This window comes from Cellulomonas sp. P1_G12_2 (assembly GCF_056405535.1).
The window spans coordinates 226,083-238,769 of sequence record NZ_JBFUBX010000002.1 but is presented as its reverse complement, the minus strand read 5'-3'; the positions used below and the strand labels follow the sequence as shown (position 1 = coordinate 238,769).

Here is a 12,687-nt window from a genome sequence, read left to right as displayed (position 1 = left end):
TCAGGCGATCGTAGCGTCGGCTAGAGGGTCGGCGCGGGCGCCGGGTCGTAGCCGTGGTCGAGCCAGACGTGCCGCGGGATCGAGCGGACGACCGCCGTGAGCAGGCCGAGCCGCGACGCCAACCGGTCCAGGTCGGTGCTGCCGCTCTCCCACGACAGGATCCAGGTGCCGTCGATCCGCCAGGCGTTGCCGAGCGCGTCCGCCCGCAGCAGCCGCTCCATGAGCCGGGGGTGCAGGATCGCGTGGCCCACCCGCGCGTCCGACGCCGCCACGCGGTACGCCTGGTTGAACGCCTCGGACTCGAACTGCAGGTCCCGTCCGCCGAGCATCTTGACCAGCTTGGCGCCCAGGCCCTCCGGGGTGACCTCGACGGTGGGCAGGTAGGTGGGCAGCGCGACGGCGACGACGTGCGCAGTGTGCGTGCTCCGGTTCTTCCCGCTGCCGGTGGTCCACGAGTAGGTGAAGGAGAGCGCCGCGTGGGACTCGAAGGTGCCGCGCAGCACCTCCTTGGCGGTGCGGCTGCTCCCGACCCCGAACGGCTGGTCCCGCGACAGGTTCACCAGCGAGGAGTCGGCCTCCTGGTAGGTCCAGCCAGCGACCGACGCCCACTGCCGGAACCGCTCGTGCCGCTTGTGCTGCAGCCACAGGCCGAGGGCGAACACGGCGATGACCGCGACCCCGAGCAGCAGGACGCCTGCGACCTCCACGTGCTCAGGCCAGACCGAGGTCGGACAGGCTGAACAGGTAGTGGTACGGCACGCCGAGGGCCTCGATCTTGGCCTGCGCTCCGGTCGCGCGGTCGACGATGACCGCAACCCCCAGCACCTCGGCGCCGGCCTCGCGCGCAGCCTCGACGGCGGCGATCGGCGAGCCACCCGTGGTCGACGTGTCCTCCAGGACGACGACCTTGCGGCCCGCGATGTCCGGTCCCTCGATGCGGCGCTGCATCCCGTGCGCCTTGGTCTCCTTGCGGACGACGAACGCGTCGAGGTCCTGGCCCCGCGACGCGGCGGCGTGCAGCAGGGAGGTCGCGACGGGGTCGGCGCCGAGGGTCAGCCCGCCGACGGCGTCGATCTCCGCCGTGCCGAGCCCGACCTCCTCGAGCCTGTCGAGCATGAGGTGACCGATGAGCGGGGCGGCGCGGTGGTGCAGCGTGACGCGGCGCAGGTCCACGTAGTAGTCGGCCTCACGACCGGACGACAGCGTGACCTTCCCGTGCACGACCGCGAGGGTCTTGATGAGCTCGAGCAGCTGCTCGCGGGGCGTCGGGGAGAGGTCGTGGCTCACGGCGGTCAGGCTACCGGGCGGCCGGGGGCGAGCGGGGTGCCGACGAACGTCGGGAGCGAGGTCCGGACGGCGGTGACCACGTCGAGCATCGGCTGGATGTTCTCCACGCGGGTCGGTCCGTCGACCCACGCGAAGACCCAGCCGTTCGCGATACGCCACGACGTCCTGCGGCCCGGCCCGTCGAGGAGCTGCTGCATCAAGCGAGGGTGCAGGATCGCGTGCGCGGCACGGTCGTCGTCGGCGACGATCCGGAACGTCCGGTTGAACTCGGAGGACTCGAACTGGAGATCCTGGCCGCGGAACGCCTGGGCGAGCGCGGAGACCGTGCCTTCCGGCGTCACCTGAACCCTCGCCACGATCCTGCCGAGGGGCATCGCGACCAGGTGCGCGGTTCGCCGTCCGCCCATCGTTGCGCCGCGGGCAGGGACCGCCGTCCGGAGTCGGTCGCCCACCCACTGCCATCGATAGGTGAACGAGTACGCGGGCACGTCGTCGTCGCGGCAGGCGATGAGGTCGTGCACCAGCCGGCGGTGCCTGGCGGGTTGCTGACCGGCCAGCAGGCTCGTCGTGAACACCCGCAGGCGCGGGTCATCGTCGGCGATCTCCCACCCGTGCTCGGCGGCCCACGAGCGCACGCGCAGCTTCACCGGAACGTTCCAGCGGCGCCAGAGCTTGTCGCCTACGCCGATCACGCCGAAGATCACGACCCAGGGTCCGACCGTCCAGGCATAGTCGCTCAGCGAGAAGCCTGAGTCCACGAGCCGCGAGAACATCGCGCGATCGTAGTCACCGCCCCCGAGCTGGACCGACGGCCTCACCCGGACGGCTCAGTCGGTGGTGTCCGTGACCAGCTCGACGTCCTGCCCCTGGTAGGCCCGGCGGTAGCGGCCGAACGCGCGGACGGCCGAGCGGGGGGCGATGCGCGCGGCGGCCGAGAGGGTCCGGTAGCGCAGGCTCGGGGTCGACAGGACGGCACCGCGACGCACGTCGGCCAGGCCGGTGGCCACCACGTCCTCCGCGTTCAGCCAGGCGACCTCCGGGTACGCGGCCATGTCGATCTCGCCGCGCTCGTGGAACTCCGTGTGCACGAACCCGGGGTTCAGGGAGGTGGCCGTGACACCGGTGCCGCGGAGCTCGACGGCGAGGCTCTCCGTGAACACCCGCACCCAGGCCTTGTGCGCGGAGTACGTGCCGGAGGTGAGCAGGGCGGCGACGGAGGCGACGTTGAGGATGGCTCCGCGACCGCGCTCGACCATGGCGCCTGCGGCGGCGTGCGACAGGACCATGACAGCCGTGACCATGACCGCGAGCGCCGACTCCTCGGCGGCCAGGTCACCCGTGACGAACCGCTGGTTGAGCCCGAGCCCGGCGTTGTTCACCAGCAGCCCGATCGGCCGCTCGGTGGCGCGCAGCCGCTCGGCCACCCGCTCGACGTCGGCGCGGACGGACAGGTCCGCCACGAGCACCTCGGCGCGGACACCCGCGGCGGCCTCGAGCTGGGCGGCGAGGCGCGTGAGGCGCTCCTCGTTGCGGGCGACAAGGACGACGTCGTGCTTGGCCGTGGCCAGCTGCCAGGCGAACTCCAGGCCCAGCCCTGCCGACGCTCCGGTGATGAGTGCGGTTGCCATGGGCCCACCCTACGGAGACGGTCGGTCCCCGCGCGCGTTCCGAAGGTCCTGCCCCAGCCTGTGGACGAGCGGCGAGGGACCGTCAGGGGCGGCACGTAGGGTGTGCGCGTGACTGACGGGTGGGGTGGCGACGCGCCGGACTGGCCTCTCGACGAGGAGCCGCCGTTCGACCCGTTCTACGACGCCGCCCCGCCGGAGCACGAGCCCGCGCGAGGTGGCCGTTCCGCTCCCCCCGCACGGCCCGACATCCCCCGCGCGGTCGCCCAGGTGCTCGACCCTGAGACCGCCCTCGCCGCCGCGGCCGAGGTGCTGCGCAGCGTCTGGGGGTACGACGCCTTCCGCGGCGAGCAGGCCGAGATCATCGACACGGTGGTCCGGGGCGGCGACGCCCTCGTGCTCATGCCCACCGGCGGCGGCAAGTCCCTCTGCTACCAGGTGCCGGCGCTGGTCCGGCAGGGCACCGGCGTCGTGGTCTCGCCGCTGATCGCCCTCATGCAGGACCAGGTCGACGCCCTCTCCGCGCTCGGCGTGCGGGCCGGGTTCCTCAACTCGACGCAGCAGTCGTTCGAGCGTCGGAAGGTCGAGGACGCGTACCTCGCGGGCGAGCTGGACCTGCTGTACCTGGCTCCCGAGCGCCTGCGCGTGCCGGAGACGATCGAGCTGCTGGACCGCGGCACGGTCGCCCTGTTCGCCATCGACGAGGCGCACTGCGTGTCCCAGTGGGGGCACGACTTCCGGCCCGACTACCTGCAGCTGTCCATGCTGCACGAGCGTTGGCCCGAGGTCCCCCGGATCGCACTGACCGCCACGGCCACCGAGCAGACCCACGCGGAGATCGCCCAGCGGCTGCAGCTCGGGGACGCCAGGCACTTCGTCGCCAGCTTCGACCGGCCCAACATCCAGTACCGGATCGCGCCCAAGGACAAGCCGCGCGACCAGCTGCTCAACCTGCTGCGCACCGAGCACGAGGGCGACGCCGGCATCGTCTACTGCCTCTCGCGCAACTCGGTCGAGCAGACGGCGCAGTTCCTGGTGGACCACGGGGTGCCGGCGCTGCCGTACCACGCGGGGCTCGACCGGCAGGTGCGGGCGCGGAACCAGAGCAGGTTCCTGCGCGAGGACGGGATCGTGATGGTCGCGACCATCGCGTTCGGGATGGGCATCGACAAGCCGGACGTGCGGTTCGTCGCGCACCTGGACCTGCCGAAGTCCGTCGAGGGCTACTACCAGGAGACCGGCCGCGCCGGGCGTGACGGGCTGCCGTCGACCGCGTGGCTGGCGTACGGGCTGGCCGACGTGGTGCAGCAGCGGCGCATGATCGACACGTCCGAGGGCGACGCCGCCCACAAGCGCCGGCTGACCGCGCACCTGGACGCGATGCTGGCGCTCTGCGAGACCGTGTCGTGCCGGCGCGTCCAACTGCTCAACTACTTCGGCCAGCCGTCGCAGGCCTGCGGCAACTGCGACACGTGCCTGACCCCGCCCGAGTCGTGGGACGGGACGGTGGCCGCGCAGAAGCTGCTGTCGACGGTCGTCCGGCTCGAGCAGCGTGGGCAGCGGTACGGCGTCGGGCACCTGGTCGACATCCTCCGCGGCAAGGTGACCCCCCGCGTCACGCAGCTCGGGCACCAGGACCTGTCGACGTTCGGCGTCGGGCAGGACCTGTCCGACGGGGAGTGGCGCGGGGTGGTCCGCCAGCTGCTCGCGATGGAGCTGCTGGGGGTCGACACCGACGGCTACGGCACGCTGCGGCTGGCGCCGGACAGCGCGGACGTGCTGCGCGGGGCGCGCGAGGTGCGGCTGCGGCGCGAGACCGAGAAGGTCGTGAAGACCCGTGGGACGCGCGGCGCCCGGGCGACGGCGGCGGCGGACCTGTCGGACGACGCCCTCGAGCTCTTCGAGGTGCTGCGGGCGTGGCGCGCGGGCGTCGCCAAGGAGCAGGGCGTGCCCGCCTACGTGGTGTTCCACGACGCGACGCTGCGCGAGGTGGTCACGCAGAAGCCGACCTCGCTGGAGGCGCTCGGCGGGATCAGCGGGATCGGCGCGGCCAAGCTGGAGCGGCACGGACCGGGGCTGCTCGCGGCGCTGGCCGGCGTGGGCGAACCCGCCTGACGGACCTCAGGCGAGGGTTCCGGTCAGGCGCTGGAGCGCGACCAGGCCGTCCGGGGTGCCCGGCCAGTGGCGCACCACCGCGTCGGGGCCGGCGCGGCGGACCACGGACCGGAGCACCAGGGCGACGACGATCGCGTCGTCCGCGTACCCGATCACCGGGATGACGTCGGGGACCAGGTCGATGGGCATCGCGAGATAGCCCAGCAGCAGCCACAGCCGCACGCGCACCCCGCGGGGCAGGGTCGCGTCCGCGGCGAGCCGGCGCAGCAGCCGGATCACGTCGGGCAGCAGCCGCACGAGGTCCCGGAGTCGGAGCTCGTCGGGCCGGGTGAACCAGAGGGCGGCGATCAGAGCGAGCCAGAGCAGCAGCACCCCGCCGACGACGCCGAGCACCGCCCACGCCCAGTCCGGCACCGCCGCCCCGCTCACGAGGATCGGGGTGCGAGAGCGTCCGGCGGGATGCCGAACCGTCGTCGCTGGAGCTCGCGCACCTCGTCGGCCAGCTCCGGGACCGGGCCCTCGACCGCGATCCCGGGGGCGACGGTGGTGATCGGCAGGGCGGCGACCGGGGCTGCGGGGATGCCCCACTCCGCGAGCCAGGCCCCGGTCTGCGCCGACGACGTCGCGTAGACGATCCGGCCCAGCCCGACCCACGCGTGGGCCGCCGCGCACATCGGGCAGTGCTCGCCCGAGGTGTAGACGGTCGACGCGGCGCGCTCGTCGGGCGTCAGGTGGCTCGCCGACCACCGGGCGATCTCGAACTCCGGGTGCCGGGTCTCGTCGCCGTCCTTGACGCGGTTGCGGTCCTCGAACCGGACCCGCCCGGCGGCGTCGACCAGCACGGACCCGTAGGGCTCGTCGCCGTCGTCCAGGGCCTCCCGGGCGAGCTCGACCGCTCGCCTCAGGTGCGCCAGGTCGGTCTCGGTGAGCGTCATCGGGCCACCGTCGCGGCCCGGACGCGGGCGCGCAAGTCCTGCTGGCGGTGCGACCGAAAGTATCGCGCGGCGGACGAGATCTGGAGCTGGAGCGCCGGCCCGACGGTCCTCCGCGGCTGCACCCTCCGGCACCGGGTGACTTCCTGTCTCACCCCTGGGCGCGTCCCCCCGTCGGTGTTACGTTCGGCCGATAGTTGCGACGAGCAGACCGGACCACCCTCATGACCACCATCAGCGCGGACAGCGCAGCCGCCGGTCACGACGACGACGTCGCCCCCGACCACCCTGCGACCATCGCGCTCATCGCCGCCGAGGCGGGCGTGTCCATCCCCACGGTGTCCAAGGTGCTGAACGGTCGGACCGACGTCGCCGCCGTGACGCGTGCCCGCGTCGAGGAGGTCATCGACCGCCACCAGTACCGCCGCCGCCGGGCGCGCACGCAGACGGGCCCGGGCCTGCTCGACCTCGTCTTCCACGAGCTCGACGCCGGCTGGGCCGTGCAGATCATCCAGGGTGTCGAGTCGGTGGCGGGGCCGGCGCGCATGGGCGTCGTGCTCTCCGAGCTGGGCGGCGCGCACCGTCCTCGCCAGGAGTGGCTCGACGACGTGCTCGCCCGCCGGCCCCGCGGCGTCATCCTCGTCCTGTCCGACCTGGACGCCGCGCAGCGCCGGCAGCTGGAGACGCGGTCGATCCCGTTCGTCGTCGTCGACACCGCCGGTGAGCAGCCCGCCGGCGTCCCCACGGTCGGGTCCGCCAACTGGGCCGGCGGCCTCGCCGCGACCCGGCACCTGCTCGGGCTCGGGCACCGGCGGGTCGCGGTCATCTCCGGGCCCGTCGACGTCCTGTGCAGCCGCGCGCGGATCGACGGGTACCGCACCGCCCTCGACGAGGCCGGCATCGCCGTCGACCCGTCCCTGGTCCGGTACGGCGACTTCTTCGTCGGCGGCGGCTACACGCACGGCATGGACCTGCTCGACCGGCCGGACCGCCCCACCGCGATCTTCGCCGGCTCCGACTTCCAGGCCCTCGGCGTGATGCGCGCGGCACGCGAGCTGGGGCTGCGCGTGCCCGAGGACCTGTCGATCGTGGGCTACGACGACCTGCCGCTCACGGAGTGGATCGGACCCCCGCTGACCACCATCCACCAGCCGCTCCAGGAGATGGCCGCCACGGCCACGCGGATGGTGCTGGCCATGGCGCGCGGCGAGGTGCCGAGCAACCCGCGCATCGACCTGGCCACCGAGCTGGTGATCCGCGAGAGCACCGCGCCCCCGGCCACCGTCTGAGCGGCGGGGGTCAGCGGCCCGTGCCGTCGACCGCGTGGGGCTCGATCGCGGCGATCTCCTCCGGGGTCAGCGCGGGGGCGCTCAGCGCCTTGACGTTGTCCTCCAGCTGGGCGACCGAGCTGGCGCCGACGAGGGCCGAGGTGATCCGCTCGTCGCGCAGCACCCAGGACAAGGCCAGCTGCGCGAGCGACTGTCCTCGACCGGCGGCGATCTCGTTCAGCGCCCGCGCCCGGGACAGGTAGGTCTTGGACAGGGCGGTCGGCTTGAGGAAGTGGCCGACGGCCGCGCGGGAGTCCTTGGGGACGTCACCCGACAGGTAGCGGCCCGTGAGCAGCCCCTGCGCCAGCGGGGAGAACACGATGGCGCCGATGCCCAGGTCGCCGACGACGTCAAGCAGGCTCTCGGTCTGGCCCTCCGCCACGTTCTCCACGTGCCGGTTGAACATCGAGTAGCTGGGCTGGTGGATGAGCAGCGGGGTGCCCAGGTCGGCCAGCACCTGCTGCGCGGTCCGGGTCTGCGCCGGGGAGTAGTTCGAGATGCCGGCGTACAGGGCCTTCCCGCTGGTCACCGCGGTGTGCAGGGCGCCCATCGTCTCCTCGATCGGCACCGACGGGTCGGGGCGGTGGGAGTAGAAGATGTCGACGTAGTCCACCCCGATGCGCGCCAGGGACTGGTCCAGGGAGGACAGCAGGTACTTGCGCGAGCCGCCGTCGCCGTAGGGACCGGGCCACATGTCGTAGCCGGCCTTGGAGGAGATGACCAGCTCGTCACGGTACGGGCGCAGGTCTGAGGCGAGGATCCGGCCGAAGTTCTCCTCGGCGGACCCGTACGGCGGGCCATAGTTGTTGGCCAGGTCGATGTGCGTGATGCCCAGGTCGAACGCACGCCGCAGCACCGCCCGCTGGGTGTCCAGCGGCGTGGTGTCCCCGAAGTTGTGCCACAGACCCAGCGACAGGGCGGGCAGGTCCAGCCCGCTGCGTCCGGTGCGGCGGTAGGTCATGGAGTCGTAGCGGGCGTCATCGGCAGCGAAGGGCATGACAGAACGCTATCCGTAGGATCGCCCCGTGCTGCACGTCGCGTTCTTCGAGCCCCGCATCCCCGGCAACACCGGCAGCGCCATCCGGCTCGCGGCCGGCACGGGCTCCACGCTGCACCTGGTGGAGCCCCTGGGGTTCGACCTGTCGGAGGCCAAGCTGCGCCGCGCAGGGCTGGACTACCACGACCTCGCGCACGTGGTCGTGCACGAGAACCTCGAAGCCCTGCTGGCAGCCGTCCCGGGTCGGGTCTTCGCGTTCACCACCCACGCGACGCAGCACCACACGGATCTCGCGTACCGCGCGGACGACGTGCTGCTGTTCGGCCCGGAGCCGACGGGCCTCCCGGAGTCGGTCCTCGAGCACCCGCGGATCACCGCCCAGGTGCGGATCCCGATGCTCCCCGGTCGACGGTCCATGAACCTCTCGAACGCCGCAGCCGTCGCCACGTACGAGGCGTGGCGACAGCTGGGCTTCGAGGGCGGGGTCTAGCTCAGCCGAGGCGCCACTTCTGGGCGCCGGTGCCGTTGCAGTCCCAGATCTGGACCTGCGTGCCGGCGGTGGTGGACGAGCCCGGGATGTCCAGGCACCGGTTCGACGCCGGGTTGTAGTAGCCGCCGTTCTGCGGGATCCACACCTGCGCGCCCGTGCCGTTGCAGTCCCAGAGCTGGACCTTGGTGCCGTTGGCGGTGCCGCCGCCCGCGATGTCGAGGCACTTGCCCTGGACGCGCAGCGTGGTGCCGGCCTGCACGAAGGTCCACTTCTGGGCGACGGTGCCGTTGCAGCCCCAGATCTGGACCTTGTTGCCGTTGCCGGTGTTCTGCGAGCTGTTGTCCAGGCACATCCCGTTCGCGTTGGTGAGCGCGCTGCCGGTGCCGGTGGGCGGCGGGTTCGTCGTCCCCCCGCCGGTGAACGGCTGGATGATCAGGCCGGCCGCGCTGGGCGACCCGTCGTGGACCAGCGACTCGAACGCGCCGACGTCGTCGAACGCGAACGCGTACGCCTTGCCGTCGGCCATGTTGGCGTGCACGATCCGCGCGTACTGGTTGGCGGGGTTGCTCTTGTAGAAGGCCGACGCGTCGGTGCTCGGCTGGGTGTCGACCGTGCCGAGCGTGCCGCGGTTGAGGGCGGCGCACAGGGTGCGGGCGATCGGTCCGACCACCTGGTCGTTCGGCGCGTGCAGCGCCCCGTCGCAGCCCCACACGTCCGCGCTGCTGGGCCGGGCGAAGGACGCCACCTGCTGGCCCGAGCCGTTGGTGAACGTCATGGTGGTGCCCGAGGTGCGGCCGAAGTACTTGAGGTTCGGCTGGTCACCGAACGGCACGACCGTGAGCGTCTTGCCCGCGTAGGCGCCCCACGCCGAGGCGATGTACGGGTCGAGGTAGGTGGTGCTCAGCAGGCCTGCGCCCGCCGCCTTGCCGGGGGCGAGCACCCGCAGGACCGTGCCGTCGGCGCGCTTCACCACGGTGTTCGCCCAGCCGGGCTGCGCGGCGATCTGGTTGATCGTGTTGTCCCGGCCGTTGGCCACCAGGTCGCCGGTCCGCCGCGTACCGGACGCGCCGGTGACCGTCACGGCGTGCGGGACCGCGAACATGTCGACCTGCGAGCTGTTCAGCCACAGTCCGGCGTCGTTGTACGTGAACTCGCTCCAGTCGAACAGGATGCCGTGGTTGGCGTCGCCACTGGCCCACGGTGCCGGCTGCACCAGACCGTCGGGCGTGAGGAAGAACTTCAGCTTCTCCCCGAGCGAGAAGTAGACGCGGCCGGAGATGCCGCGCGGCACCTGGATCGTGGTGCTGCCACCGTTGCCGGGTCCGGCGATCGCGACGTCCGGCGCGGGCGACGGCGGGTTGGCGCCGGCGGGCCACGCGGTGAACGTGCCGCCCGCGTTCACGTACCCCAGGCGGCCGGTGGTCAGGTTGGTGCCGAGCACGTACACATAGACGGCCTCGCCGCGGCCGCTCGAGTTGGTGATCGTCAGCGGCAGCCGGTCGGGGCCCACCGCCTGCGCTCCTGATGCAGCTCCGACGACCGCCGTCGTCACCGCGACCGCGAGCGCACCGAGCGCCCCGATCAGCCTTCTGCTGGTCCCCATCGACCTGCTCCTCACCTCGTGCACGACGACGCGAGGAGGGTGGCCTCGCGCCAGTGTTGACACGTGTCAACCCAGTCGCAGGACCCTATGACCGCGGGAAGGCGATCCGCAAGGGGCATTCCCCCCGAACCACGCGCACCGCTCGAGTCGCTCAGCCCCCGGCGTGGCCGGCAGCGGGCTCTCCCGGCTGCGGCGGGCCGACGCGCATCGGGCGCATCATCTCGTTGTCCTCGTGCTCGACGATGTGGCAGTGCCAGACGAACTGGCCCGGCTGGCCGAACCGCATCCGGATCCGGATCACCTCGCCGGGATAGGCGATCACGGTGTCCTTCCACCCCTGCTCGTTGGGCTCCGGCGGCCGGGTTCCCCCGGCGGGCAGGACGGTCTGCGCCTCCTCGTCGATGACGACCGGCCCACGCTCGACGACCTGGAAGTGGACGTCGTGGACGTGGATGGGGTGCGCGTCGGCCGTGGTGTTGTAGATCTCCCAGAGCTCGGTCGTCCCCACCGCGGGCGCCTCGGTCACGGCCTCGCTCCACGCCGCGGTCGACCAGTGCCCCGCCGCGTCGACCGTGCCGAGCATCGCGGCGACGGGCGGCGGGTCCTGCGCCAGCTCGGGCGCCATCGACATCTCCTCCACCAGGGCCACGCGCCGGACGACAGTCGGGACCAGCGGTGCCACGGCGGGCAGCACGAGGAACTCCGGCGGTGTCGTCGTGTCGGGCGAGGTCGCCGCCACCACGCGCAGCTGCAGGATCTGCCCGGTGGTGTCCGGGTCGGCCACGTCGAAGTCCTCGTCGGGCTCGCCACCGCCGAACGGCTCGTCCGGCCCGACGTTGCGCAGCACCCACGAGCCCGCCGGCACGCCGGTGAGGTCCACGACGACGTCGGCGCGCTCGGCCGGAGCCAGCAGCAGGCGGCCGCCGAGGGTGTCGCTGACATGGACCGGAGCGGCGAGGAACCCGCCCTCGGTGCCGATCTGCCAGACGTCGGCGCCCGGGATCGCGCCGAAGTCGAGGATGAGGAAGCGCGCGTTGCAGCCGTTGAGCAGCCGGAGACGGTACCGGCGCTGCTCGACGTCGAGGTACGGCCAGGTGTGGCCGTTGACCATGATCGCGTTGCCGAAGAACTCCGGGTTCCAGATCGGTGGGACGTCGCCCTCGGGCACGTAGGGCCCCACGGTCCCGTCGAAGTACGCGCGGGTGTCGGGGTAGAACAGCGCGCCGTCGGCGGTGAACGTGCGGTCCTGGATCGCCACCGGGATCTCCCGGTAGGCGAGCGGCCTGGGGTCGGTGGCGCGGGGTGCCGGCCCGGGCAGGACGGCCCGGGTGCCGGTGCGGGCGTCGAGCACGGCGGCGTCGCCCTCGGGCCCGCCGCGCACGAGGTAGAAGCCCGCCGGGCCCGCGTAGACGTTGACGCGCGTCATGCCGAGGGTGTGGTCGTGGAACCAGAGTGTCGAGGCCCGGTGGTCGTTGGGGTACTGCACCGTGGCCGACCCGGGGCTCCACTCCAGACCGAACCGGGCGGCCGCCTTGGCGCGGAAGAACTCGTACCAGGTGCCGTGCGTCGCGTGGTCGGTCGGCAGGTCCGCCGCGTCCGGGAGGTACCAGGCCTCGGGGTAGCCGTCGCTCTCGTCGCCCACGCCGACCGCGCCGTGCAGGTGCGTCGTGGTCGGGACCGGCCCCAGGTACGGGCCGGGCACCTCCGTGAACGTCGGTCGGCCGTCGCGGCCCGCCTCACCGCCCGGCGGGTTCGCCCAGTGCAGCGTCGGGTCCACGGGGAGCAGGTGCGGCAGGTAGCCCCCGGCGTCGTCGGTGAGCTCGTTGACCCAGCGGACGCGGACGGGCCGGCGCCAGTCCGCCTCGATCGTCATGCTCGGCGAGTGGTGCAGCAGCACGGCGTTGCGGGCTGCGGCCGCCGTCGGCCCGTACGCCCAGACCGTCGTGGTGGGCAACGGGGCCGGAAGCACCTGCTGGACGACCTGACGGACCGAGACCTCGTAGACGTCGGCGTTCTTGCCCCCGCGCAGGACGGCCGTCCCCGCGCGGGGCATGACGGGCGGCACCAGCAGGGGTGTCAGGTACTTCGGCACCGACCGCGGCTCGAGGAGCGAGGCAGAGTCGTCGGCGGCGGCCTCGATCGCGAAGGGTGTGCCCCCGGCCGACGTCACGAAGTAGAGACCCAGTCCCGCCCCGGCGGCCTTGAGGACGGTCCGTCGCGTGACGACCATGGCGGGTGGGCGGGCGTCGGTGTTCATGGGTGCTCCTCGGGTCGTCCCTGTGAGACACACGGAAGACCGGCTGGACGCCT

12 protein-coding genes are annotated in these 12,687 nt (G+C 72.7%); 3 read left to right on the top strand and 9 right to left on the bottom strand.

The window, feature by feature from the left end; genetic code table 11:
• Positions 1–20: 20 nt before the first annotated feature.
• From AC1DXT_RS09065 to AC1DXT_RS09050, 4 genes are read right to left on the bottom strand one after another with little or no spacing between them, the layout of a single operon-like run.
• Positions 21–707 (bottom strand): type III secretion system chaperone family protein, encoded by a 687-nt coding sequence (locus AC1DXT_RS09065; protein WP_477061032.1) that lies wholly within the window; start codon positions 705–707, stop codon positions 21–23.
• Positions 708–711: 4 nt separating this feature from the next.
• Complete coding sequence (gene pyrE, locus AC1DXT_RS09060) at positions 712–1,287, bottom strand: orotate phosphoribosyltransferase (RefSeq protein WP_477061031.1); 576 nt, start codon at positions 1,285–1,287, stop codon at positions 712–714.
• Positions 1,288–1,292: 5 nt separating this feature from the next.
• Complete coding sequence (locus tag AC1DXT_RS09055) at positions 1,293–2,060, bottom strand: hypothetical protein (protein WP_477061030.1); 768 nt, start codon at positions 2,058–2,060, stop codon at positions 1,293–1,295.
• 54 nt (positions 2,061–2,114) lie between these two features.
• Positions 2,115–2,915: an SDR family NAD(P)-dependent oxidoreductase gene (locus AC1DXT_RS09050; protein ID WP_477061029.1), complete on the bottom strand. Its 801-nt coding sequence runs from the start codon at positions 2,913–2,915 to the stop codon at positions 2,115–2,117.
• Between the two features lie 108 nt (positions 2,916–3,023).
• Here AC1DXT_RS09050 and recQ point away from each other — a divergent pair, with 108 nt between their 5' ends.
• Entirely contained in the window at positions 3,024–5,027 is a 2,004-nt protein-coding gene (gene recQ / locus AC1DXT_RS09045) for a DNA helicase RecQ (protein ID WP_477061028.1), read from the top strand.
• A 6-nt stretch (positions 5,028–5,033) separates the two neighbouring features.
• On the opposite strand, the gene AC1DXT_RS09040 is transcribed toward recQ, so the two are convergent.
• On the bottom strand, positions 5,034–5,456 hold the full coding sequence (locus AC1DXT_RS09040) for a YkvA family protein (protein WP_477061027.1): 423 nt from the start codon (positions 5,454–5,456) through the stop codon (positions 5,034–5,036).
• Positions 5,453–5,962, bottom strand: coding sequence for a nucleoside deaminase (locus AC1DXT_RS09035; RefSeq protein WP_477061026.1), 510 nt, complete (start codon positions 5,960–5,962; stop codon positions 5,453–5,455). The genes AC1DXT_RS09040 and AC1DXT_RS09035 overlap by 4 nt, the downstream gene beginning before the upstream one ends.
• A 221-nt stretch (positions 5,963–6,183) precedes the next feature.
• Between AC1DXT_RS09035 and AC1DXT_RS09030 the strand changes: the two genes are divergently transcribed.
• Complete coding sequence (locus tag AC1DXT_RS09030; RefSeq protein ID WP_477061025.1) at positions 6,184–7,248, top strand: LacI family DNA-binding transcriptional regulator; 1,065 nt, start codon at positions 6,184–6,186, stop codon at positions 7,246–7,248.
• A gap of 10 nt (positions 7,249–7,258) precedes the next feature.
• Here the strand turns inward: AC1DXT_RS09030 and mgrA are convergent, their stop codons facing one another.
• Complete coding sequence (mgrA, locus tag AC1DXT_RS09025; RefSeq protein WP_477061024.1) at positions 7,259–8,284, bottom strand: L-glyceraldehyde 3-phosphate reductase; 1,026 nt, start codon at positions 8,282–8,284, stop codon at positions 7,259–7,261.
• A gap of 28 nt (positions 8,285–8,312) precedes the next feature.
• Between mgrA and AC1DXT_RS09020 the strand changes: the two genes are divergently transcribed.
• On the top strand, positions 8,313–8,774 hold the full coding sequence (locus tag AC1DXT_RS09020; RefSeq protein ID WP_477061023.1) for a tRNA (cytidine(34)-2'-O)-methyltransferase: 462 nt from the start codon (positions 8,313–8,315) through the stop codon (positions 8,772–8,774).
• A 1-nt stretch (position 8,775) separates the two neighbouring features.
• Here AC1DXT_RS09020 and AC1DXT_RS09015 read toward each other — a convergent pair whose 3' ends face one another.
• Positions 8,776–10,377 (bottom strand): beta-1,3-glucanase family protein, encoded by a 1,602-nt coding sequence (locus tag AC1DXT_RS09015; protein WP_477061022.1) that lies wholly within the window; start codon positions 10,375–10,377, stop codon positions 8,776–8,778.
• Positions 10,378–10,528: 151 nt separating this feature from the next.
• A complete protein-coding gene (locus tag AC1DXT_RS09010) occupies positions 10,529–12,634 on the bottom strand; it encodes a multicopper oxidase family protein (RefSeq protein ID WP_477061021.1) in 2,106 nt (701 codons plus the stop codon).
• Positions 12,635–12,687: the final 53 nt, after the last annotated feature.

Coding starts and splice junctions, on each gene's coding strand:
- AC1DXT_RS09050 (WP_477061029.1), bottom strand. CDS start 2,915: ATGGCAACCGCACTCATCACCGGAGCGTCGGCAGGGCTGGGCCTGGAG.
- AC1DXT_RS09030 (WP_477061025.1), top strand. CDS start 6,184: ATGACCACCATCAGCGCGGACAGCGCAGCCGCCGGTCACGACGACGAC.
- AC1DXT_RS09055 (WP_477061030.1), bottom strand. CDS start 2,060: ATGTTCTCGCGGCTCGTGGACTCAGGCTTCTCGCTGAGCGACTATGCC.
- AC1DXT_RS09010 (WP_477061021.1), bottom strand. CDS start 12,634: ATGAACACCGACGCCCGCCCACCCGCCATGGTCGTCACGCGACGGACC.
- AC1DXT_RS09015 (WP_477061022.1), bottom strand. CDS start 10,377: ATGGGGACCAGCAGAAGGCTGATCGGGGCGCTCGGTGCGCTCGCGGTC.
- mgrA (WP_477061024.1), bottom strand. CDS start 8,284: ATGCCCTTCGCTGCCGATGACGCCCGCTACGACTCCATGACCTACCGC.
- AC1DXT_RS09035 (WP_477061026.1), bottom strand. CDS start 5,962: ATGACGCTCACCGAGACCGACCTGGCGCACCTGAGGCGAGCGGTCGAG.